The sequence below is a fragment of the Butyricicoccus faecihominis genome (assembly GCF_024462775.1).
Taxonomy (GTDB): Bacteria; Bacillota; Clostridia; order Oscillospirales; family Butyricicoccaceae; genus Agathobaculum; species Agathobaculum faecihominis_A.
In genome coordinates, this window is the sequence record NZ_JANGCE010000031.1 from 1 (window position 1) to 22591 (window position 22591).

26 protein-coding genes are annotated in these 22591 nt (G+C 59.4%); 14 read left to right on the forward strand and 12 right to left on the reverse strand.

Going from position 1 to position 22591, the window contains the following annotated elements; genetic code table 11:
- The first annotated feature begins 168 nt into the window (after positions 1–168).
- From NE562_RS14020 to NE562_RS14040, 5 genes are all read left to right on the forward strand, one after another.
- Complete coding sequence (locus NE562_RS14020; protein ID WP_280963059.1) at positions 169–894, forward strand: polyphosphate polymerase domain-containing protein; 726 nt, start codon at positions 169–171, stop codon at positions 892–894.
- A complete protein-coding gene (locus NE562_RS14025) occupies positions 887–1564 on the forward strand; it encodes a DUF4956 domain-containing protein (RefSeq protein WP_280963060.1) in 678 nt (225 codons plus the stop codon). Before NE562_RS14020 ends, NE562_RS14025 begins: the two co-directional genes overlap by 8 nt.
- 29 nt (positions 1565–1593) lie before the next feature.
- The gene (locus tag NE562_RS14030) at positions 1594–3615 is read left to right on the forward strand and encodes a carbohydrate-binding domain-containing protein (RefSeq protein ID WP_280963061.1); all 2022 of its coding nucleotides are present in this window, start codon (positions 1594–1596) and stop codon (positions 3613–3615) included.
- Positions 3616–3708: 93 nt separating this feature from the next.
- Positions 3709–4434, forward strand: a complete 726-nt coding sequence (locus NE562_RS14035) for a sigma-70 family RNA polymerase sigma factor (protein WP_280963062.1) — start codon at positions 3709–3711, stop codon at positions 4432–4434.
- A complete protein-coding gene (locus NE562_RS14040; RefSeq protein ID WP_280963063.1) occupies positions 4422–5027 on the forward strand; it encodes a hypothetical protein in 606 nt (201 codons plus the stop codon). The genes NE562_RS14035 and NE562_RS14040 overlap by 13 nt, the downstream gene beginning before the upstream one ends.
- Positions 5028–5225: 198 nt before the next feature.
- Here NE562_RS14040 and NE562_RS14045 read toward each other — a convergent pair whose 3' ends face one another.
- Positions 5226–5459: a hypothetical protein gene (locus tag NE562_RS14045; protein WP_280963064.1), complete on the reverse strand. Its 234-nt coding sequence runs from the start codon at positions 5457–5459 to the stop codon at positions 5226–5228.
- A 238-nt stretch (positions 5460–5697) separates the two neighbouring features.
- Between NE562_RS14045 and NE562_RS14050 the strand changes: the two genes are divergently transcribed.
- Positions 5698–6606: a helix-turn-helix transcriptional regulator gene (locus NE562_RS14050; RefSeq protein ID WP_280963065.1), complete on the forward strand. Its 909-nt coding sequence runs from the start codon at positions 5698–5700 to the stop codon at positions 6604–6606.
- 47 nt (positions 6607–6653) lie between these two features.
- Here NE562_RS14050 and NE562_RS14055 read toward each other — a convergent pair whose 3' ends face one another.
- Positions 6654–6899 carry a helix-turn-helix domain-containing protein gene (locus tag NE562_RS14055; RefSeq protein ID WP_280963066.1) on the reverse strand — a complete coding sequence of 82 codons (246 nt, stop codon included), beginning with the start codon at positions 6897–6899 and terminating at the stop codon, positions 6654–6656.
- Positions 6900–7027: 128 nt separating this feature from the next.
- On the opposite strand from NE562_RS14055, the gene NE562_RS14060 reads away from it, so the two are divergent.
- Both NE562_RS14060 and NE562_RS14065 read left to right on the forward strand, forming a co-directional pair.
- Complete coding sequence (locus NE562_RS14060) at positions 7028–7360, forward strand: hypothetical protein (protein ID WP_280963067.1); 333 nt, start codon at positions 7028–7030, stop codon at positions 7358–7360.
- An 83-nt stretch (positions 7361–7443) separates the two neighbouring features.
- Positions 7444–9390, forward strand: a complete 1947-nt coding sequence (locus tag NE562_RS14065) for an LTA synthase family protein (protein WP_280963068.1) — start codon at positions 7444–7446, stop codon at positions 9388–9390.
- A 50-nt stretch (positions 9391–9440) separates the two neighbouring features.
- Here NE562_RS14065 and NE562_RS14070 read toward each other — a convergent pair whose 3' ends face one another.
- The 4 genes from NE562_RS14070 to pyk all read right to left on the reverse strand — a co-directional run bounded on the left by NE562_RS14070 (position 9441) and on the right by pyk (position 14645).
- Positions 9441–10505, reverse strand: a complete 1065-nt coding sequence (locus NE562_RS14070) for an acyltransferase family protein (RefSeq protein ID WP_280963069.1) — start codon at positions 10503–10505, stop codon at positions 9441–9443.
- Positions 10506–10638: 133 nt separating this feature from the next.
- The gene (locus NE562_RS14075; protein ID WP_280963070.1) at positions 10639–11889 is read right to left on the reverse strand and encodes a M16 family metallopeptidase; all 1251 of its coding nucleotides are present in this window, start codon (positions 11887–11889) and stop codon (positions 10639–10641) included.
- A 74-nt stretch (positions 11890–11963) separates the two neighbouring features.
- Entirely contained in the window at positions 11964–13172 is a 1209-nt protein-coding gene (locus NE562_RS14080) for an LCP family protein (protein WP_280963071.1), read from the reverse strand.
- Between the two features lie 6 nt (positions 13173–13178).
- Positions 13179–14645, reverse strand: coding sequence for a pyruvate kinase (gene pyk / locus NE562_RS14085; protein ID WP_280963072.1), 1467 nt, complete (start codon positions 14643–14645; stop codon positions 13179–13181).
- A gap of 256 nt (positions 14646–14901) precedes the next feature.
- On the opposite strand from pyk, the gene NE562_RS14090 reads away from it, so the two are divergent.
- The 4 genes from NE562_RS14090 to NE562_RS14105 all read left to right on the forward strand — a co-directional run bounded on the left by NE562_RS14090 (position 14902) and on the right by NE562_RS14105 (position 16925).
- Complete coding sequence (locus NE562_RS14090; protein ID WP_280963073.1) at positions 14902–15828, forward strand: sugar phosphate nucleotidyltransferase; 927 nt, start codon at positions 14902–14904, stop codon at positions 15826–15828.
- 12 nt (positions 15829–15840) lie between these two features.
- Complete coding sequence (locus NE562_RS14095; RefSeq protein WP_280963074.1) at positions 15841–16350, forward strand: hypothetical protein; 510 nt, start codon at positions 15841–15843, stop codon at positions 16348–16350.
- Between the two features lie 114 nt (positions 16351–16464).
- A complete protein-coding gene (gene secG / locus NE562_RS14100) occupies positions 16465–16701 on the forward strand; it encodes a preprotein translocase subunit SecG (RefSeq protein WP_280963075.1) in 237 nt (78 codons plus the stop codon).
- Positions 16701–16925, forward strand: a complete 225-nt coding sequence (locus NE562_RS14105; RefSeq protein WP_280963076.1) for a hypothetical protein — start codon at positions 16701–16703, stop codon at positions 16923–16925. The genes secG and NE562_RS14105 overlap by 1 nt, the downstream gene beginning before the upstream one ends.
- Before the next feature lie 98 nt (positions 16926–17023).
- Here NE562_RS14105 and NE562_RS14110 read toward each other — a convergent pair whose 3' ends face one another.
- The 6 genes from NE562_RS14110 to NE562_RS14140 all read right to left on the reverse strand — a co-directional run bounded on the left by NE562_RS14110 (position 17024) and on the right by NE562_RS14140 (position 20486).
- Positions 17024–17869, reverse strand: a complete 846-nt coding sequence (locus NE562_RS14110; RefSeq protein ID WP_317863589.1) for a GIY-YIG nuclease family protein — start codon at positions 17867–17869, stop codon at positions 17024–17026.
- Between the two features lie 74 nt (positions 17870–17943).
- Complete coding sequence (locus NE562_RS14120) at positions 17944–18342, reverse strand: hypothetical protein (protein WP_280963077.1); 399 nt, start codon at positions 18340–18342, stop codon at positions 17944–17946.
- Between the two features lie 25 nt (positions 18343–18367).
- Positions 18368–18565: a PspC domain-containing protein gene (locus tag NE562_RS14125; RefSeq protein ID WP_280963078.1), complete on the reverse strand. Its 198-nt coding sequence runs from the start codon at positions 18563–18565 to the stop codon at positions 18368–18370.
- Between the two features lie 81 nt (positions 18566–18646).
- Entirely contained in the window at positions 18647–19507 is an 861-nt protein-coding gene (locus NE562_RS14130) for a DUF4097 domain-containing protein (RefSeq protein ID WP_280963079.1), read from the reverse strand.
- The gene (locus NE562_RS14135; RefSeq protein ID WP_280963080.1) at positions 19504–20172 is read right to left on the reverse strand and encodes a DUF1700 domain-containing protein; all 669 of its coding nucleotides are present in this window, start codon (positions 20170–20172) and stop codon (positions 19504–19506) included. The genes NE562_RS14130 and NE562_RS14135 overlap by 4 nt, the downstream gene beginning before the upstream one ends.
- Positions 20169–20486 (reverse strand): PadR family transcriptional regulator, encoded by a 318-nt coding sequence (locus tag NE562_RS14140; protein WP_280963081.1) that lies wholly within the window; start codon positions 20484–20486, stop codon positions 20169–20171. Before NE562_RS14140 ends, NE562_RS14135 begins: the two co-directional genes overlap by 4 nt.
- A gap of 226 nt (positions 20487–20712) precedes the next feature.
- Here NE562_RS14140 and NE562_RS14145 point away from each other — a divergent pair, with 226 nt between their 5' ends.
- Positions 20713–21783 carry a D-alanine--D-alanine ligase family protein gene (locus NE562_RS14145; RefSeq protein WP_280963082.1) on the forward strand — a complete coding sequence of 357 codons (1071 nt, stop codon included), beginning with the start codon at positions 20713–20715 and terminating at the stop codon, positions 21781–21783.
- Positions 21776–22576 (forward strand): glutamate racemase, encoded by an 801-nt coding sequence (gene murI, locus NE562_RS14150; RefSeq protein WP_280963083.1) that lies wholly within the window; start codon positions 21776–21778, stop codon positions 22574–22576. Before NE562_RS14145 ends, murI begins: the two co-directional genes overlap by 8 nt.
- Positions 22577–22591: the final 15 nt, after the last annotated feature.

Consider the following 22591-nt stretch of genomic DNA (forward strand, 5'->3'; position numbering starts at 1 on the left):
GCACGGTGGTGGGGGAGGTCGGTAGATAAATTAATTGTCTACCTCCTACCCGATTTGTGGAGATTGTGTGACGGTGTGTGAAGATTTGGTGACCAGCCCCAAAAATAGAAAAAACATGGCCGCATGAAAGAGTGAACGGCAAAACACGCATACAGGGAGGAAGTCACCATGAGTGCCTATCAGGACGTTTTTAAACGCTACGAGAAAAAATATGTCGTCACCCAACGCCAGTACGACCGGCTGGCGCAAGCGCTCGCCCCGCACATGGCGCGCGATCGGTTCGCGGAATCGACCATCGGCAACATTTATTACGACACGCCGGATTTCCGGCTGATCCGCCGCTCGCTCGACCGGCCCGCGTATAAGGAAAAGCTGCGCCTACGCACCTATCAAACGCCGAACGCCGGTACAGAAGCCTTTGTGGAGATCAAAAAGAAATACGACCACGTGGTGTACAAGCGGCGGATCGCCATGCGGTATGACGAGGCGCTGGATTATCTGGCCGGCGCGCCCGCGCCGGAGGACAGCCAGATATCCCGCGAGATCGACTGGTTCCGCACGTTTTACGCAGGTCTGAGACCGGCCATGTGTATTTGCTACGACCGGCTGGCGCTGTTTGACCGGTATCAGCCTGAGTTGCGCGTCACCTTTGATTCATGCATCCGATGGCGCACGGACGCGCTCGATCTGGCCGCCGGGCCGGATGGCGAGCAGCTGCTTGCGCCGGACACCTGCCTGATGGAGATCAAAATACCCGAAGCCACGCCGCTGTGGCTGGCGCGCGCGCTTTCCGAAGCAGGCATTTTTTCTTGCAGCTTTTCCAAATACGGCAGCGCCTATCAGACCATGCTGCTCGACCGGTCCGAAGAGAAACGGGGTGTTTTCTGTGCTTGACGCTTTGTTTGGTTCTATTCTCGCGGCGGGCATCACGCCGCAGAGCTTTTTTATTTGTATGGCGGTGTCGCTGTTTCTCGGCGCGCTGGTCGCCGCCGTGTATATGTTCAAAAATACCTATACACAGTCCATGGCCATCACGCTGGCGCTGCTGCCGGTCTTGGTACAGTCCATTATTTTGCTGGTGAACGGTAATCTGGGCGCGGGCGTGGCGGTGGCGGGCGCGTTCAGTCTGGTGCGTTTCCGCTCGGCGGCGGGTACGGCGCGCGATATCACCTGTATTTTTCTGGCCATGACGCTGGGGCTTGCCACCGGCATGGGATATATCGGCATCGCGGCGGCAACGGGCCTTGCGGTTTGCTTGCTGCTGACTGTTTACTCGGCGCTGTCGTTTGGCAAAAAGCCCGAGGAGCAAAAGGAGCTGAAAATCACCATTCCGGAAAATCTGGATTACACCGGCCTGTTCGACGATCTGTTTGATACCTACACCCGCGAGGCCGAGCTGGTATCCGTGCGCACGACCGGTATGGGCAGCCTTTACAACCTGCATTATCATATCACGCTGCGCTCGGCGGAGATCGAAAAAGAGATGCTCGACGCGATCCGCTGCCGCAACGGCAATCTGGACATCATCTGCGGCAAGGTGCCGCAGGTACGGGAGACCCTGTGATAATGGGTCATACGGAAAGGAGAGACAGCATGAAACGGTTATTATCCGCGCTGCTGGCCGCGTGCTTGGCGGCGTGCCTGCTGCCGGCGGTCGCCTGCGCGGCCACGGACAGCTATACCGAAAAAAACGCGACGCTGATCGCGTTTACGAACAAGGGGGCCACGGGCGCGGGCCTATACGGCGGCTACGAGATCGACGGCGCCGCCGTGTCCATTACAGAGGCGGGCACCTATGTGCTTTCCGGCGCGTGCGCGGACGGCAGTATTACCGTCAAGAAAGCGGTAAAGGACGTTACGCTGGTGCTCGGCGGGCTTGACCTGACCTCTGAAAGCACCGCGGCGCTCACGCTGAATAAGGACAGCGCGGCGACGGTGCTCGCCGCGGCGGGCACGGATAACACACTGGCCGATTCGGCCGCGACAAACGAGGAAAAGGCCGCGATCAAGGTGAAAAGCGGCGCGAGCCTCATGCTTTCCGGCACGGGTACGCTGCATGTGGCGGGCAATTTCAAAAACGGCGTCAAGGGCGCGGCGGAGTCCGCGATCACGGTAGACGAGCTGACGCTCGATATCGAAGCGGCGGACGACGGACTTTCGTGTGACGACGCGCTAACCATACGCGGCGGCGACCTCACGATCACGGCGGGCGGCGACGCGATCAAGGCTTCGCCCGATACGACCGACGAGACCGCGCCCGATACGGTCTCCAAAGGCGACATCACGATCACCGGCGGCACGCTGCGGCTCAACGCGACCGGCGACGGCGTGCAGGCGGACGGCAGCCTGACGATTACCGGCGGCACGTTTGATGTGACCACGAACGGCGGGTACCAAACGACGCTCTCGGATACGGACGGCTCGTGCAAAGGCTTTAAGGCAGCGGGCGCGCTCTCGCTCACCGGCGGCGTCTTTACGGTCGATACGGCGGACGACGCTTTTCACTCGAACGATGTGCTCTATGTCACGGGCGGGAGCTATACCATCACAACTGGCGACGATGCGTTCCACGCGGATAACACGCTGGCGATCGGAACCGAGGGTTCGTCGTCCACGGCGACGCCTCATATCGATATTGCGGCTTGCTACGAAGGGCTGGAAGGCGCTAAGATCTATTTATACAGCGGTAATATCGACTTGACCGCGGCGGATGACGGCGTGAACGCCGCGAACGGCGACTATGGCCGCGTCCAGAACGCGTTTGCGCTCTATATCCTCGGCGGCGAGCTTACGATCGACGCGGGCGGCGACGGGCTGGATTCCAACGGCGATATCGTGATGACAGGCGGCACGGTAGAGGTGTTCGGCGCGGCGAGCGGCGGCGACGGCGCCCTCGATTACGACGGCGCGTTTACCCAGACGGGCGGTACGCTGCTCGCCGTCGGCATGAGCCAGATGGCGCAGGCGCCGACCGCTTCGGCGGGCACGCAGGATTATGTGGCCTTTGGCCAGCTCAGCCAAATGGGCGGCGGTATGGGCGGACACGGCGGCATGGGAGGCGGCCAAAGGCCGGAAAACAGTACGCAGGAAGGCGGCACCCCGCCGTCCGGCGAGAATGGAGAGCGCCCCAGCCCACCTGCGGAGGGCGCGCCGATGGACGACGAGACCGGTACACGCCCGGAAAAAGGCCGGATGGGCACGCGGCCGGAGAGCGGTATGGGCGACGCAGGTGAGGCGGCCGCCAGCGCCCTTGGCATAACAAAGGGAAGCGCGCTGGTGATCAAAAACGGCGCGGGAGAGACGCTATACAACACCGAAGCGAGAAAAACAGCGGACAGCGTGGTGTTCTGTTCACCGGCGGTAGCGGGCGGCGAGACCTATACGCTGGTGGTCGACGGCGCGGAGGCCGCTTCCGCGGAAGCGACGGAGGCGACCGGAACGGGCGATGCGGACACCTCGTTTTCCCTCAGCGAAGCCGGGTTTGACGAGACTGGAAACGACGACGCTGCGGCCGCTCAGCCGGTGCGCGACTGGCTGGGCGCTGCCGTGCGGTATGCGGCGTCCTCCGGGCTCATGAACAGCGCGCTCTGGCAGTGGCTTGCGGCGCTTTTCTAATTTCTTCATCGATCGAACCCGGTTTTTACACAGTCTCGACACAGCCGCTATGTATAATGAACCCATCAGAAGAAGAGGGGAGGCGGCTGCTACATGCAGATCAGCCAGCAAGCGGTGCGCGCAAAGCAGGATCAGCCGTTTTTAGAGCGGTTCATCCAGTCGCAGGAGCCGTTCATCCTGCGCGCGGCTTCCAAATACGCGGGCCGCGCGGTCACGCGCAGCGACGATGAGTTTTCCGTCGCCATGCTGGCCTTTTACGAGGCGGTGCGCGGATACGACGCGGAAAGCGGCTCGTTCGGCTCGTTTGCGTATTTGGTGGTCGGGCGGCGGCTGACCGATTATTACCGCGCCGCGCGCCGGTTCGATCCCGAGGTGTCGCTCGCCCCGCAGACCTTTGACGGCGATGTGGACGCGGCCTGCGCGGACGCGGCCGTACAGTTTGCCGTGGCGGAAAAGCTGGCCGAGCCCGGCCCGGCCAGCGCGGCGGACGAGATCGAAGCGGCGGATGCGCTGTTTGGCGAATACGGCTTTTCCTTTTATGATCTCGCCGATTGCTCGCCCCGCGCGGATAAAACAAGGAAGGGCTGCGCGCGCGCCATCGCCGCGCTGCTGCGCACGGCCGTATTGTTTGCCGAACTGCAAAACACGCACAGCCTGCCGATCAAGGCGCTCGCGGCCGCGAGCGGCGTTCCTAAAAAACTGATCGAGCGGCACCGGCGCTATATCATCGCCGCCGCGTTGCTGCTGGACGGCGACTATCCCATGCTTTCGGAATATTTACAGACCATACGGAGGGAGGCCGGCTTATGCGGGCGGTGATCGTAGAGACGCGCGGCGGGCGCGCGGCCGCGCTTGGATTGGACGGCGTGGTTTACCTGATCGACGCGAAAGGCCGGTCGGTGGGGCAGCACGTCAGCATAGGCGCGCGCCGCGGCCGAAAATGGAAGAAACCGCTGACTTGGGCGGCCTGCGTCGCCGTGCTGTGCGCGATGGCGACGACCGGCGTATACGCCGCCTACGAGCCGTACGCCTATGTCGGTATCGACGCGGATTCTTCGATCGAATACACGCTCAACCGTTTCGATCAGGTGCTGGACGTACGCGCGGGTGACGATGCGTCCGACGCATTGGCGGACGAGCTTGCGCGCGAGGTAAAACGGTTCACCCATATTGATACCGCGCTCGATCATACGGTCGAAACGCTGTATGAGGACGGTTATCTGCGCGGCACGGACGACGACCTGATGCGGATATCGGTCTCCGCCAAAGGGAAAGACAAAGCGGGCGTGTTGAAGGAGCACATAGGCGAGCGCATGAGCGGCGAGCGGCGCGACGGCAAGCGCCGTCCACCGGCAGAGATCGTTCCGGTCAGCCATGAGGAGCGCCGCCGCGCGCCTAAACCGGCGGAATAAAACAGACGAAAGCACGGCGGCGCACTGGTTTACAGTGCGGCTGCCGTGCTTTCTATGAGTTAGGATGAAAAATGAGGCGTATTGTATGCGCTCAAGCCGCGTTTTCCGCGCAAGCGCCGCATGACGGGCGGCGGGCGCATCCCTGTTGCGTCCGGTCGTCAAGAGGGGTATAATGAAACAAAACCGACCGGCGGCCCGCTATGCGCCGATCAAGTATTCGAGCACTCGCCGCGCGTCGGTAAGGTTCGAGAAATTCAGTTCGATCTCCGGCGTGTCCTTGCAGCAGCAGAAGTTTTGGAACAAGGCAAGCGTATCGGGTTGACGCTGGAGATCGAGCGAGCGCCCGCCGTCTAAAACCATGTAGACCGGGGAAGTACAGTGCGTGATGATGTCGGTGAGACGATCAAGCCGTCTGGTTTTATAAATCTTCATTTCCAGCGCCTCCTTACTTGGTTTGTCATCGTACCTTTATCATACGCCGCCGGGGCGCGGAATGACAGACAGGAGCCGACAGGGAATGGCATGTTTCGGACAAAATACGCTTGGTCGGAAACGCGGCGGCATGCGGCTTTTTTACATGCCGGCGGCCGTGAGACGGCGCGAGCTATGCGCCGGGATGGTAGCATTCGGCGAAAAAATAGCAAAATAACGACTGGTCAGGGGGCTGCCTATGGAACCGATCAAACGTCTGGATATTGACGAGCATAAGCGCGAGTTGTTGGAACAGCGGCAGCCGAGCGTGCCTTATCATGTGCACGAGGACCGGCTCGACCTTTTTTTCAACCACGAGATCCCGTGGCATTGGCACACGCTGTTTGAATTTTCCTATATTTTAGAAGGCGAGATAGAGTACCACTGGTCCGAGGGCATGCATACCGTTCGCGCCGGTCAGGCGCTTTTTATCAACAGCAACACCATGCATCGAATCCAACCGGCCGGCGGGCAGGACTGCTGCCGGCTGCGCACCATTCTGTTTGACCAGCATTTTCTGTCCGGCGCGTATAACAGCACGCTGGAGCAAAAGTACTTTCTGCCTATTTTGCAGTGCGCGGACATACAGGTCTATCCGATCTTGTCCGATCAGGAAGAGGGCGCCTTGATGGTGGCGGCGCTGCTCAGGGCGATGGCGGGCGACGGCGCCAAGCAGCCGGGGTTTGAATTTCAGGTACAGCGGCATTTGGCGGACCTATGGATGATGCTGTTTGAGCAAACGCGCGGGCTGCGCGAGCAAAGCCTTCCCAAAAACGACGTTAACGTCGAGCGGCTCAAGGAAATGATCACATATATCAGAACGCATTTCGCGGAGGAGCTCTCGCTGGCCGATATTGCCGCGGCGGCCAAGATCGGAGAGCGGGAATGCCTGCGCTGCTTCCGCAAAACCCTGTCGATCAGCCCGGTGGCCTATCTGAACCAATACCGCGTCCATATGGCCGCGCAGGCGTTGGTACAGACGAGCAAAACCGTGCTGGCTGTGAGCGAGGAATGCGGTTTCAGCTCGAACAGCTATTTTACCAAGGTGTTTCGGAAGATCATGCACTGTACGCCAAAGGAATTCCAGCAGCGGGGCGGCACGGGCTGAATACAAAAAGGGGCAGGGACGTTCAAAACTGAATGTCCCTGCCTCTTTTATTTTTCCACATATTCGATCAGATCGTCGACCCGGCATTCCAGTACGTAGCAAATGCGGGCCAAAATGTCCAGATCAAGCTTCTCCACATGGTTTTCACACCAGCGGTCGATCACCTCAAAGCGGGTATGGGCATTGCGGGCCAGCGCATTGCGGGACAGACCGCTCGCTTCGAGCATTTCACTTAACTTTAGATGAATATGGCCGTAATCATTGATTTGGAATACGGTTTTTTGCTCATTCATGGAAAGACACCACCCCTCTCTGTGTTTATCGTATAGGTAGTTGGTCACCTTTTCTATACGCCTGATAAAACGGAATTGACAAGATGAATAAAAACAGTTACTATATATATACAGTGGAGGGTCGATAAATGGCGAAAAAGTGCTTTATTTGCGGTGAAATGACGATTAAAAAGGTGGAAAATAAAGAGGTTGAGAAAATATTGGCGCATTTGATTGTAGCGGAAAATGTGAAAGAATTTTACATGCTTTCCACCGGCGCATTTGCCGCCGCGGTCGCGGATGCGATCAAGCAAATGCAAAGTATTGTTTCCGGCGTGCGTTTGCATGAAAACGCCAAAGCGTCGGAGCGCGCCGACGTGGTGCTGTGCCCCTATACGGAGGAGGAAGCCGCGCGCGACCAAACCATAGCCGCGCTGTTAAAGGCTCCCGCACCGCCGCGTCTGATCTGCCTTGGGCAATAACATACGGAAAAAATGGGCTCATGGCCCGTTTTTTTTATGCGCGCCCTTTGCCAGAACCGGTTCCCAAGGTGTATAATAAACACATGTTTCATTCAAGTGGCGCGCACCGGGGCGCGCATACGGCGCATGGCCGCCGGCCCGGATCGGAAAAGAAAGCGTTGCGTTTGCCTTGCCGCTATGCGGCCCTGCTGAACATCCCGCTGGCGCTGGCGCTGTCCGTCGTTATTTGGCTGCTGGTGCTGCAAGCGGCGCCTGTAATCCCGCTTACGTTTTTTACAACGCCGCTGCTCGGCCTGCTCAACTGGCTGCCGGTCATATTGGTGCTTGGCGCGTGCGCGTTTTTGTTCGGTAATGTGTTTTCGGCCGCCGCGGTCACGCTGTTTGTTTTCGGCCTTTTGAATTTTGCCAACAGCATGAAGATCGACGCGCGGGACGATCCGCTTGTCTTGCAGGACCTTACCATGGTGCGCGAGGCGGTGCAGGCGGCGGGCGGTTATGATCTAACGGTGGACTGGAAGGCCGTCGGCCTATGCCTGTTTGCTCTGGCGGCGCTCATCGTGTGCGCTGCGCTGTTTCGCACGCGTCCCGTGCGCTTGCCGCGCGCGGGCAGGGTCGTCGGTCGTCTGGCGGGCTGCTTTGCGCTTCTCGGCACGCTGGTGGCGCTGACGCCCACCGTTTATACCTCCGCGGATATCTTCGCGGGCTTTCCGGTTACCAACCGATTCAATATGACCACGGTGTACGAGCAGGCGGGGTTCAACTATAGTTTTCTGCATACGGCGACCGCTTATTCGGTGCAAAAGCCAAAGGGCTTCGATAAAGCCGCGACCGAGCAAGCGATCGCGCAGACAAAAACGGCGGCGGCCGATCCCGAGCGGGTGCACGTGATCTTCGTCATGAGTGAAGCGTTTTGCGATATCACCAATCACGACGCGTTCGATTGGTCGCCGGAAAACGATCCCTTGCGGAATTTCAATGCCTTAAAGCAGTCCGAACACGCGATCAGCGGCAGGCTGATCGTGCCGAACTACGGCGGCGGCACGGCCAACACCGAATTCGACGTGCTCACCGGCATGCAGACCGCGCTGCTCAGCGAGACCGGCATTTCTTCCTTCCGCGCGCTGCACAAAAATGTCGGTTCTATCTTCCGCACGGCGGCGGACAGCGGCTGGCAAACGCAGTTTATCCACCCCGGCAAGGCGTGGTTCTACAACCGGCAAAACATTTACCGCTATCTGGGCGCGCAGGAGATCGTGTTTGAGGAGGCGTTCGCGGACGCCGCCCAGCGCGGCGGCTATGTATCGGACGCCGCGCTTACCGATTATATGATCGCGGACTTTGAAAAGCATAAGCAGGATGAAGCGCCGCTTTTCAGCTATGTAACGACCATTCAGAACCACATGGCCTATACGGAAAGCAAATACGGCAAGGCGGTCGATTTGCCGCAGCTTGAGCTCAAGCGCGAGATATCGGAAGAGGCAAAGACCATGCTGACCGTCTATACCTCCGGCGTGCGGGACGCGGACGCCATGCTGGGCCGTTTGACCGATTACTATGAGCAGCAGGAAGAGCCCGTGCTGCTGCTGTTCTACGGCGACCATCTGCCCAGTCTGGGCGAGGACTATATGTGCTATCGCGCGCTCGGCATGGATATGGACGCCGGCCCGGACGAGCAAAGCTCGCTGGACGCCTATGCCCCTCCATACCTGCTGTGGGCAAACAGCGCGGGCGCGCAGGCGCTTGATTTTGCAACGCTGGCCGACCGCATCGGCCTGCGGCCGAACGGAGACCTGAGCGCCAGCTTTTTGGGCGAAGCGGTGCTGCGCGCGGTCGGCTTGGGCACGGACGATCCGTTTTTCAGCTTTGTGGACGAGGTGCGGCGCGCGCTGCCCGTCGTGCAGCGCGGCGCGGCGATCGACGCCGCGGGCGCGTACCACGAACAGACCCCGGTGGAACAGGCCGCGCTGGTGCGGGAATATCAGGATCGCATCTATTACCGGATGAAGTATGAGACCGTAGAGGAGCCATAAAACAAACCGGCTCACCGCGCCTATCAAGGCATGCGGTGAGCCGGTTTGTTTTATGGTTGCGGCGTGGTGCCTTTGATTGCAAACAGAAAGCGGAGCGCTCGAAACCGTTTACACAGCGCATAGAGCAACATGCTTAAAACGATGCTGCCCGATAAAATGAGCGCATATTGCAGGCTGTCCGGTCGGTCGGTCTGCAAGCAGTAAAAGCCAATGCAGACGATAATGGATTGGTGAAACAGATAAAAAGGAAAAGACGACGCGGACAAGCGCTGGGTCCATTTGTTTTGAAAATTCAGGTGGCGGCGCCCCATGCCAAGGATGGCCAAAATGCAGATCCATGAAGTGAAGAGCATGATGGCCCGGCTGCCCATGCCGCTCTTGAGGGAAACACGGTTCACCACGGTATAGGCGGTAAGCAAAGCCCCGGCCGACAGGAGAGCCAACCGGTACCGGCCGGTAAAAGCCTGTACCGGCTCTTCCGCTAATACGAAATAGCCCAATAAAAACAGAACCAGATATTCCCCAAGGCTTTTGCCGCCGATATCGAGCAGGTAGGAAAACGGCAATGTCATGCAGCACAAGGGGAGGACCAGAGCCGCTGGTGTGTCATGCCAGCCGATCCGCCGTTTATGCGCGAGCCGAATGAGCGGCAGCGCGATCAGCGATATCAGAAATAAGTAGGAGATAAACCAAAGCTGCCCGGTGGTAAAGCCGCCGGTGTAGCCGGTTAGATCGGTTGGTTTGGTAAAGAACAGCAGGTATTGGCCGAAGTAGCCGCCCGTGTAGGCGTTATGAAAAACCTCCGCAAAGTAGGTTTGCATGGGCACCAGAAGCAACGTGCCGGAGATCAGGGGCACGAAGAGCTTGGCAAAACGTTCCCGGATGTACGCCCCGGTGCTGCGCTTTTGCAGGGCGTACCGGGTGCTGACGCCGGCCACCACAAATAGCAGCGGCATGAACCACGGCGTACAGGCCAGCACAAAAACGGTCGCGGCCCGCATTTCCGCGCCCTTGACGTAAAAGGGCTGGACACCGTCGAATATCCGGGCGGTGTGGTATGGAAAAAGCAGCAGCACGGTAAGCCAGCGCACATTGTCGATAAAGTGTTTTCTCAAAGATTACCCTCCTGTATAAATGAATAATTCATTCATATAATACGCGTTCGCGGCGCCAATGTCAATACCGGCGTAGAAAAGAACCGGCACAGCCATCAGGCTGTGCCGGTCGTGCATACGTTTTGCGGCAAGATCAGTTTTTAAGCAAGGCGCGGTAGGCGTCCTCGTCCTTTGGCGCGCCGACAACGGAAAGGGAAGCGCGGGAGAAGTCGAACACCTCGCGGGCCAGCTCCAGCACGCCCTCGGTGGTCACCTCGTCGTACCGTGCGAGCACCTGCTCGATCTTGGCGACCTCGCCGCGCATGGTCTCGCTCCTGCCGATGGTCATCATGCGCGTGCCGGTGTTTTCAAGCCCCATCAGCAGCGTGGTCTTGACTTGCTCGCGGCAGCGGGCCAGCTCGTCCTGCGCGGGGCCGGACTGGCAGAACTCGCGTATTTCGCGGCAGATCAGCTCAAGCGCCTGCTGCTCGGTCTCCGCGCCCAACCCGACGTAGACGGACTGAATGCCGGTATCCAGATGCGCGGTGCCGAAGGTATAGATCGAGTAGCACAGGCCGTTTTGCTCGCGCACGGTCTGGAACAGGCGGGAGGACATGCCGCCGCCGAGAATGGAGGAAAGCAGGTTCATCTCAAACCGGCGCTCATCCAGAAGGGACACGCCGGGGAAGGTTAGGCACAGGTGGTTCTGCTCGATATCCTTTTCGCGCAGCACAATGCTGGGGTGATAAAGGGCGGGGGTCACCTCGTTGCGGCCTTCGCCGGGCATGGCGGAAAAAAGCTCGGCAATGTAATCGATATCCTCGTCCGAAAAGCTGCCGGAAATCGCGATGACCGTGTCCGCCGGCCGGTAATACTCGTGCAGGTAGGCGTGCATGGCGGCCGAATCGATGTGCGAGAGCGTTTCCGCCGTGCCGAGGATGGGGCGGCCGAGTGAGGAACCGGCATAGCAGGTCTCGAACAGCTTTTCAATGGCGACGTCCTCGGGCGAGTCCTCGTACATATCGATCTCTTCTAAAACAACGCCGCGTTCCAGCTCGAGATCGCTCTGCGCAAACAGCGAGTTCATGAACATATCGGCCAGCAGCGAAGCGGCGGTTTTGAGGCGGCTGTCCAGCACCTTCATATAGTAGCAGGTGCACTCCTTATCGGTAAAGGCGTTTGCCTGACCGCCCAGCGCGTCCATCGCGATGGCGATGTGGCGGGCCGAGCGCTTTTTTGTGCCCTTGAAGATCATATGCTCGATAAAATGCGAAACGCCGCCGAGCGGCGCGGGCTCATACCGGCTGCCGTTTTTGACCCAAATGCCGATGGAAGCGGTCCGTACGGTATTGATCCGCTCCATGATTAGGCGCACGCCGTTTGGTAAAACTTTTTTTTCGTACATTTCAAACCTCTAAAAAGATCGATCGGAGCCTGAGCCCCGATCGGATCATGATAAATTCTTACGCTGCAGCGTGTTTAATAGTAGACCTTGTTGCCGTTATCGTCCAGCCGGTAGCGGTCGCCGTCGATATCGATATAGTCTCCGGTCTCGGGGTCGTAGGTAGCGCCCTCCTCCGCGAGGGAGGCCGGATCGACCTCGTCGCTGTTGCCGCCGCCGTTCGTCGAAGCCGGGGCGGTCGGCTCGGTATCAAAATCAACGCCGCCCATGGGGCCGGTATTGGTATCGTCGCCCGCGCCGGTCTGCGGCGTGTGGGCGGACGAGGTGTCGCCGGGGAATACATCGTCATAGATAAACTTTTGAATATGATCGGCCGCCACGTCGAGGTCGAACAGGATATACTCGCCCGATGAACCGGCGTATTCCCATTCGCCGTCCAGCGGAAGCCGGGTATGGGACAGCGCGGGCATACCGTTTTTGACCGCGCCGACGATCAGCGGCGCGATCTTGCTCACCGAGAGCGAGGTGGTGACGTTTGGCATCAGCTTTTGCATCAAGCCCAGCAGCTTGCTGGCGTTCAGGTTCTGCACCTCGTCGAACAGGGCCGAGAGAACGACGCTTTGCCGCTCCACGCGGCCCCAGTCGTCGCCCGTGCCGCCCTTGCGGATGCGGCTGTAACAAAGCGCTTGCACGCCGTCCAGCTTCTGCTCGCCTGCGGCGGCGACGGGCTCAAAGGTCTTGCCCTGCTCGATACCGTAGTCGCGGATGACGCGGTTAAGTTCCGTGAGCTCGTTATCCTTCACGTTGACGGTCACGCCTTCCAGCGCGTCTATGATGGTGACGAGCTGTTCAAAATCGACCGCGATATAATCGCTGATATCGGTGCCGAAATTTTCGTTCAGCGTGCGGATGGCAAGCGAGGGGCCGCCCTCAAAATAGGCGGCGTTGAGCTTTTGGCTGCCGTGGCCGTCGATGGGGACGAGGCTGTCCCGCATCAGGCTGATCAGCTTGATCTTGCCGCGCGTGTTGTCCACCGTGACGATCATGACGCAGTCCGAATGGGACTGTGTGTCCCCTTCGCGGGTATCCAGTCCAAACAGGGCGATATTCGTGATGTTCTCATCCGCCTGCACGCCCGCGGCCAGATCCTGCCCGAAGAGGGAGGAATCGTAATTGTAGCCGAAGAAGGTGCGGTAGGCATAAAGCCCGATGCAGATTAGGATCGCGAGAATGACGACGACGGAGAGCACGCGCACAAGCGTGCGCTGCAAGCGTTTGACAGACATGTTTTATCAGTCCCGGAAGCCTTGCGCGAGGATCTGCTCGGTCAGTTGCAGCACGCGCAGGGTATTCGTATAGTTGACCTTGCCGACCGGCATGCCGGCGGTCACGGTGATGATATCGCTAGCCTTGCAGCCGCAGGCCTTGACGGCCGCATGGGCGGAAAGCTCGAACAGCTGGGTGCCGGAAGAAGGCCGCTGAGGAACCAGAATCGGGATGACGCCCCAGCTCATCGTCAGGCGGTGGAACGTTTTCTCGCTCGGCGTTGCGCCGACGATCGGCGCGCCCGGTCGGTAGGTGGAAACGGCGCGCGCGGTCGAGCCGGACTCCGTGAAGGCGACGATGCACTTCGCGCCCAGATCATGCGAGGTGGAGCAGGTCGCGTGCGCGATGGCGTTGGTCTTGTCATCGCCCGAAACGTCCATGTTCTGGAATTCAAGGCGGGTGGTGCGGCGGCGGTCGTAATGGATGGTGCGCTCCGCGTTCTCCGCGATCATGCTCATCGTACGAACGGTCTCGACCGGATATTTGCCGACCGAGGTCTCGCCCGAAAGCATGATGGCCGAGGTGCCGTCGTAAACGGCGTTGGCAACGTCGGATACCTCCGCACGGGTCGGGCGCGGGTTTTTAGCCATGCTTTCAAGCATCTGCGTGGCCGTGACGACGCGCTTGCCGCGCGAAATGCAGGTCTTGATCAGGCACTTCTGGATTTCGGGCAGTTCCTCAAAGGGAACCTCCACGCCCAGATCGCCGCGGGCGACCATGACGCCGTTGGCTTCGTCCAAAATCTCCTGTACGTTGCGCACGCCTTCCATGTTTTCGATCTTGGCGATAATCTCAACGTCCTCTTTTCCGCAGGCCTTGAGGATGCCCTTGATATCGCGCACATCCTGCGCGGTGCGGCAGAAGGAGGCGGCGATAAAGTCAATATCCTGCGACAGGCCGAATTCGATATCGGACTTGTCCTTTTCGGAGAGGTAGGGCATGTTCAGCTTGATGCCCGGCACGTTGACCGACTTGCGGTTGGAAAGCGGGCCGTTGTTCAGCGCGCGGCACACGATATCGGTGCCGTTCTTCACCTCGGTCACGTCGAACGCGACAAGGCCGTCGTCGATCAGCAGACGGGTGCCGACCTTGACGTCCATCGGCAGGCCGGTATAGGTGATGGAAACGATGGACTCGTCCCCTTCGACGTCGCGGGTGGTAAGGGTGAACGCCTGTCCCTCTTGAATGTCGATACGGTCGTTTTGAAAAGTCTTGATGCGGATCTCCGGGCCCTTGGTATCCAGCATGATGCCGACCGGCACGCCGAGCGCGCGGCGGGTCTCCTTGATCGCATCCATACGTGCCTTGTGTTCCTCATGGTTGCCGTGGCTGAAATTCAGGCGCGCCACATTCATACCGGCCTTCATCAGTTCGGCCAGCACGGGGCCCTCTGTCGCCGGGCCAAGCGTGCAGATGATCTTAGTTTTACGCATCGTTTCCGTTTCCCTCTCTCTTAAACGATTTTCATCACTCTGATAACTTTTTAACGCATCTATTTTAACAGTTTTCGCGGCCTAATGCAATCTTCCGCGCGGCGTCGGGTTCAATTTCATGCTTTTCTACAAAAAACGGCGGACAGGTATCAAACATCTTGTGTTTTCTGATACGGTTTAGTATAATAAATGAAGCAAGAACCGCCAGATATTTACGGCTTGTTCACATTTTGCGGAGAAACAGGGGAAATTATTTATGGCAAAGCCTATTTTGGTAATTATGGCCGCCGGGATGGGATCCCGTTACGGCGGTCTCAAGCAGATCGATCCGGTCGGCCCGGATGGGCAGATCATTCTGGATTATACGCTTTACGACGCGTTCCGCGCCGGGTTCCGGCGCGCGGTGTTCATCATTCGCCCCGAATTGGAAGAGGCGTTCGAGAACGCCATCGGACGGCGCGCGCGAAAGCTGATGCAGATCGATTACGCCTACCAAACGCTGGACCGCCTGCCCGCGGGCCTTACGGCGCCCGAAGGGCGTGAAAAGCCGCTCGGCACGGCGCACGCCGTATGGTGCGCGAAGGATCTGTTCGCGGGCGCGCCGGTCGCGGTCGTCAACGCGGATGATTTTTACGGGGCGGACGCATTCCAAAAGGTATATGCCTATCTGGAAAGCGCGCGGGACGACGGCGTGGGCCGCTACTGCATGGTGGGCTACCGCGTGGAAAACACGCTGACCGAAAACGGTACGGTATCGCGCGGCGTGTGCACGATCGATGCAAACAGCATGCTGACCGATATCGTGGAGCGCACCGCCATCAAGCGGGACGCGGACGGCGTGATCCGCTGCGCGCCGGACGGCGACTTGCCCGAGACCGCGCTGCCCGAGGGCACGCTGATCTCGCTGAACCTGTGGGGCTTCACCCCTTCGTTCGCGGAGGAGCTGGACGCGGGCCTTTGCCGCTTTTTCGCCGAACGGCTGCCCGCAAACCCGATGAAGGGCGAATATTACCTGCCCTTCGCGGTGGACGAGCTGCTGCGCGCGGGCAAAGCGACCGCCAAGGTGCTTTCCACCGTGGCGCGCTGGTACGGCGTGACGTATCGGGAGGACAAGCCCATCGTAGAGGAGGCCATCCGCCGCATGACCGCCGAAGGGCTGTACCCCGAAAAGGCTGAAAATTAAGGAGCAACGAAAATGGATTTTTCCACGGAGTTTATCGCCCTGCGCGACCGCCTGCGAGCGGGACAGGATGCTAAGTTTGAAAGCACCGAAAACATGTCGCTTTTGGGCCGTATGGCCGCGCTGTACAGCACGTTCAGCCTGAAGGAAGAGCGCAAAATCCTCGGCATCATGCCGACCGGCGGCACCAGCCACGCGCACGAGTACCGCGCGCTGTTCGCCGCGCCCACCCTTGACGAAACGGGCCTGAACGATTGGTGGGAATACGCCAAACAACTGGAAAACGATTTGGTGGAGGCCGATCTGTCGCATGAGTTTTCCATCATTTCGCTCATTTTAGTCGCGGAGCAGCTCGACCGGACGGTGCAGAAAAAGCTGAAACGACTGGGGCAGGAGCGGCATTACGATAAACCGCAAAACGGCTGGAGCACCATCCGCTTCGCCGTGGTCGAGCTCCCGGCGCGTAAGATCCATACCAACCGCATGGGCGAACCGCTCAAGAACATCCTGAAGCCCTTGCTGTAAAAAACGCAAAAAAAGCTTGAAAAAGCATCATATCTGTGATATAGTACCATATACGCACGGATATGCGCGCTCCTTTTGCGGGCGCGGTACGGATATTTTGGAGGAATGGAAAACATGACTACCGCACAAATCGCTTTATCTATCGTTATGATCGTAGCGAGCCTGTTTCTGATCATCGTCGTGCTGCTCCAGAGCGGCGCATCGCAGGGTATCGGCGCTGTTTCGGGCGGCGCGGAAACCTTTTTCGGCGCCGGCAAGGCCAGCGCCGCGGATAAGATTCTTGCCCGTTTGACCACTGCCATGGGCGTGGTATTCGTTGTCGTCGCCCTCGTGCTCAATCTGCTGCACTGATGCAGACGGCGCAGAGACTGTTGCTGGTCGCCTTTATCCTGTTGGCCGCGTTTACCGCGTTACAGCAGGTGCAATACGGCATGATCTGCGGCAGAAGCGAAGAGGATGACCAGCAGGAGGACCCTAAGGCAAAGGCCTGCCAGAAGCGCGCGCTGATCTCCGCGATCGGCGCGGCCGCCAGTTTGGCCGCTTGCATCCTCATCGGCGTACTGACGAAAAGATGAAAAACAACAGAACCCCGTTACAGCGTAACGGGGTTCTGTTGTTTTTTGCACTTGTTTAGAATTGGCGGGCGCACGCATATACAAAATGTATTATTTCGCTATTTCATTACATTTTGAAGAACCGGCAGCACGCCCTCCCACTCCTGTTGGTGCAAGCAGCAAAACAACTCACGCGGAATGGAGACTGCGCCGCCGCCGGGGGCGCGGGCGGGAAGCGGCGGCGCGCTTTCCTCGTGCGCGAGGGCAAACGCCGAAAGCGGGGCAAACACAAGGGCGGACACCTCGGGCCCGGGGGCGAAGGGGGGCAGACCGTCCATGCGGCATAGAAAGGCGTAGGCTAATTCATCGTCAAAACCGCCGCCCTCGCCGCGGTCGTACTGCTGGCGGTAAGCGCCTGCGGGGACCAGTGCGTCCGGCGCAAGGCGCAGACCGGCTTCCTCCCGCGCTTCGCGCAGGATCGCTGTTTCCGGCGTTTCTCCGGGATCGATATGGCCGGTGGCGGTCAAATCATAATGGCCGGGGTAGAGCGGCCGGTCGTCCGCGCGCCGTTGCAGCCACAGGCCGGGCTCGCCCTCGTATACGCCGCACACCCACAGGTGGCATACATGGTGGAAAAGGCCCTGCGCGTGCACCTCGGCGCGGGGCCGTTCGCCGCAGGCAAGGCCCGTTCCGTCGTACACGGTCAGCAGTTCGGCGCCGTCGGGAACGGCGAGCAAGGCCTCTTTTTGCGGCCGGGTCAGCTTTTTCAGCTGCGCTTCGCGCCGCATGGCTTCGCCCTGCGTTGCGAACAGTTCGCTGTAGGCGAGCCGCACCGGCCCGCGGCCGCGCGTGTATTTGGCGCCTTGGCCGCTGTTGTGTGCCGCGAGGCGGTGTGTCAAATCATTGGTCCAGCCGCAGTACAGGGTATCGTCCGCACAGCGGAGCATATAGGCGTATGCGCGCATACAGCACTTCCTTTCCGATCTTTGGGCAGGCGAAAGCCGCCGCAAAGCCATTCTTTGCGGCGGCTTTATTTTCGTTATTCCGCGTCTGATTCGGCGGCGGCTTCCTCTGCCTTCTTTTTCTTATCATAGATACGCTTGGTGATCAGATAGCCGATGCCGGCGCAGACCAGCGCGACCATGGTCGAACTGGGCATCTTGGTAGAGCCGGTCAGCTTATTCATAATCACGCCGTACAGACCGGTCAGAATATAGCCGGCCGCGATACCGAGCGCGACGCCGTGAAAGCACATGCGCGGCAAGCCGAAAACACGATCCTCATGCGGCGTTTCGATCTCTTCCTCGGCCTCCTCCGGCGTGAGAACGAGATCGGCTTCGGCGTTTTCCGCCTCATCCGCTTCGAGAACGGTCTCGTCCTGCGTGGGCTCGGCGGAAGTTTCGTCTAGATCCGTCATGGATTCTTTGTTTTCGCTCATGGGGCACATCCTCTCGTTTGTTTGGTTACTGGACGGCGCTTTGCGTCGGAATAATGATCGCCGCGATGATATATACGACGATACCGGAGAAACCGAGTGCGCAGAGCAACACCCAAGCGAGGCGGACGAGCGTGGGGTCGATCTCGAAATAATCCGCGATACCGCCGCACACGCCGCACAGCATGCGGCTGGTCTCACTGCGATACAGTCTCTTGTTTTTCATAGCAAAGGCTCCTTTTCTCTTATCATACGGGTTTTGGTCGGATTCGTCAAGAATAAACTTTGTTTTACGCGCCGGTTCGGCTTAAACCGTGCCGGCGGTCGTCAGTTCAATGGTGCCCGCGCCGACGCTCAGTTCAAGCTCGCGCGTGCCGTTTTTGGAGGCGCGGTGCGTGCCGAAGGGGCCGCCGCCGGCGAGTTCGGTTCCGTCAAGCGTCACGCTGCCCGCGGAAGCGGCGATCTCGTAGCCGTAATCCCCGGCGCTGCCCGCGAGCAGGACGGTGGCGCTGCCCGCGCCGCAGTCCAGTTCGAGTTTGTCGACGTCGAGCGCTTCTTTTACGGATAGGATCCCCATGCCGACCGCTATTTCAGCCTTGTGGGCGGCGAGCGGCGTTTCGATCTCAAGCGTGGCTGCGCCGATGGAAAATTCGATCTTATCGTAGGCCGCCTCCGGCAGCGTGATGACGACCTTGCCGTCGCCCGTGCGGCCGCGCACGGATAGCTCCCAGGTGTCGTCGTTCATCAAGCTGTCCTGCACAACGCCGCCCGTTACCGCAAATTCATCGCCCTGTTGGATGCGGAACGCGCCCGCGCCAAAGGCAAATTCAAGCTCGCGAATGTCGGGGTCGGGCAGGTAGGACAAATTATCCTCCATATCGTCCGGCAGGTCGTCGAAATCGTCCAGCCCGTGGCGGTCGTCAAACCAGCCGGAGTGGTAGCTGCCGTCCGCCGCGTAGCCGCTTTCATAATGCAGGCCGCGGCGAAACAGGTTGCGATCGGAAAATCGGTCCACCGCGTCCAGCGCGTCGCTGATGGAATCGGTGATCGGGTGGAGCGAGCCGTCATAATAGCTGCCGTAGAGCCTGCCGCCGGCGGCCGCGCCGCCGATCGCAAGGCCGCCGCCGATGAGCAGCAGTACCAGACAGGCAATCATAAGTTTTTTCATTTTCTCATCGCTCCTCTCAGCTTATCGAACGGCCAGCGCAGGATCGCGACAAAACCGCGGAAGATGGGTGGGATGAACAGGGTGCACAGCTTGATCATCAGCATCGTGACCAGTATGCCGATCGCGAGCACGGCAAGACCGGCGCCAAGCGTCAGCACGGCGCTGGCCGGCGTCCACCATAAAAAGAATGAAACGCCGATAAAAGCCGCGCCGCAGACCAACAAGACAAAAGGGATGACCGCGAAAATGATAAAAACCACAAGGACGATGCAGGCCAGTACCGCCAGCACGGAAACCAGAACGCCGCCGACAGCCGCCGCGAGCGGGATGCCGACCGGAATGGCGAGCAGCACCAGCAGGGCGAGCAGCCAAGGGTTGATGCCGCGCCAGCGGCGCTTGGGACTGTTCGCGGCTTCGCCGGCGGCGGTGTACGAAGCGCCGCCCGTCTCCGGGCGATGCGGCGGCACGGTCAGTTCACGGTAATCGTTTAGGATTTGCGCGGCCACGCTTTCCGGCGCGCCTAAGCCCGCTATGGCCTCCCCTTCGTTTTCCGGCCCGGCGTCGTCAAAGTACTCCTCGTAATAACGCAGGGCATTTGCGCGCTCTTCATCCGGCAGGCCGGAAAGAGCCCGCCGCAGCGCGGCCATATATTCGTTTCTGTTCATGATGCTTGCCCTCCGAAAAAGATGTGATCGATGCTGTTCCGGTAATTTTGCCAATCGATCCGGTGCTGGCGCAGTCTGGCGCGGCCGTGCTCGGTGATCCGGTAGTAACGGCGGTTGCGCCCGGCGTACGCTTCGTCATAGGTGGTAAGGTAGCCGTCCTTCAGAAGACGGCGCAGCACGGGGTACAGGGTCGATTCCGAAATTTCGATCACCTGCTGTATCTCCTGCGTGATGCGGTAACCATAGGTGCTTTCCCGTTCTACCACGGAGAGCACAATTCCGTCCAGCAGGGAGGAGGCGATGGGGTATGACATAAATGCCACCTCGTTTCTGTGTTTGTGTACAATATTATATGACATATAATATAGTCTGTCAACAGGTATTTCAAAAATAAGTGGATAAAGCTAGAAAATTTCGTCAAATCGCTCTGCGTTTCACCACGCTTTTTCATTGTATTTACGCCGCAAATAGCGTATAATGCTATCTGTATAGAAATATTTATCGCTGGGCGATCACCTTTCATAAAAGGAGAATCAATTCGTGAAATTAGCAGTTGTTTTCGGCGGCGTGTCGAGCGAGCACAGCATCTCGTGTCTTTCGGCGGCCTCTGTTTTGCGTAATCTGGATCAAAATAAATATGAAATTTTGGCGGTCGGCATCACGGAAGAGGGCCGCTGGTACCTATATCCCGACTATAATGTGGATAAAATTGAAAAAGGTCTCTGGCAGGAGGAGTCCGGCCTTGTTCCGGCTATCCTGTCTCCAGATCGGGCGGCGCACGGTCTTGTCCTGCTGACGGACGGCGGGGTTCAAACCGTTCGGGTGGACTGCGTATTCCCCGTGCTGCACGGCATCGGCGGCGAGGACGGCACGATACAGGGCCTGTTGGAGCTGGCCGCCATCCCCTATGTGGGCTGCGGCGTCGCGGCCTCGGCCAATTCGATGGACAAATCCATCACCAAGGTGCTGGTCGACGCGGCGCAGGTGCGGCAGGCGCGTTATTATCTGGCCCTCAAGCATGAATTCGCGGCGGACGCCGCAGGCGTCGCGCGCGCGGCGGCGGAGCGGATCGGTTCCTTCCCTGTGTTTGTCAAGCCCTGCTCGTCCGGGTCCTCGGTCGGCGTGGCCAAGGCGGCCGATATGCGGGAACTGACCGAGGGATTGAAGGCCGCCTTTGGATATGATTCCAAGGTGCTGGTCGAAGAATTCATCAGCGGCCACGAGATCGAATGCGCGGTGCTCGGCAATCTGTCGCCGGTCGCCTCTACCGTGGGCGAGATCGCGCCCGCGCAGGAATTCTACACCTTCGACGCGAAATACGCCGACGAAGCCTCCAAACTGTTCATACCCGCGCGCATCACGGAGGAGCAGCTCGAAGAAACGCGGCAAAACGCGATCAAGGTCTATACGGCGCTCGGCTGCCGGGGACTGTCGCGCGTCGATTTCTTCTGCACGTATGACAGCGGCGAGATCGTTTTCAACGAACTGAACGCCATTCCCGGCTTCACCTCGATCTCCATGTACCCCAAGCTGTTCGCCCACAGCGGCGTCGGTTATACCGAGCTGCTCGACCGGCTGGTCTCGCTCGCGCTGGAGGAGCACCATGGATAACCGCGCCATCGGCGTGTTTGATTCCGGGCTGGGCGGCCTGACCGCGGTGCGCCGCCTGCACGAGATCATGCCGGAGGAAAGCATCATCTATTTCGGCGATACCGGCCGCGTGCCCTACGGTACGCGCGGCCGCGACACCATTATCAAATACACCCGGCAGGATATCCGTTTTTTGCTGGAATACGATTTGAAAGCCATCGTAGTGGCGTGCAACACGGCGTCCGCCGCGGCGCTGGACACGGTGCAGGGCGAATTTGACGTGCCAATTTTCGGCACGGTAAAACCCTCGTGCGAGAAAGCGCGGGCGGTGACGAAAAACGGCAGGATCGGCGTGATCGGCACGGCGGCGACCGTGCGCAGCGGCGTGTTTGAACGAAGCCTGAAAAAGGCGGACGCCGCTTTAGACGTGCAAACGGTCGCCTGCCCACTTTTCGTGCCGCTGGTGGAAAACGGGCGCGTGAAGCGCGGCGATGTCGTGATCGAAACGGTCGTGCGGGAATATTTGCAGCCGGTGCGGGAACGGGGCGTGGATACGCTGATTCTCGGCTGCACGCACTATCCGCTGCTGCACGAGGTGATCGCGGATTTTATGGGCCCCTCCGTCACACTGGTCGATTCCGGCGCGGAAGCGGCGAACGCTCTGCGGCGCGCGGTCGCGCCCGCGTCCAGCGGCGCGGGGGAGACCCGCTATTTCGTTTCCGACGATCCCGCGGGCTTTGCCCAGCTCGCCAGCCTGTTCTTGCAGGAGGATGTGACGGGCTCCGCCGGGCTGGTCGATATTTCGGGATACTGACAACTTCTAAATCAG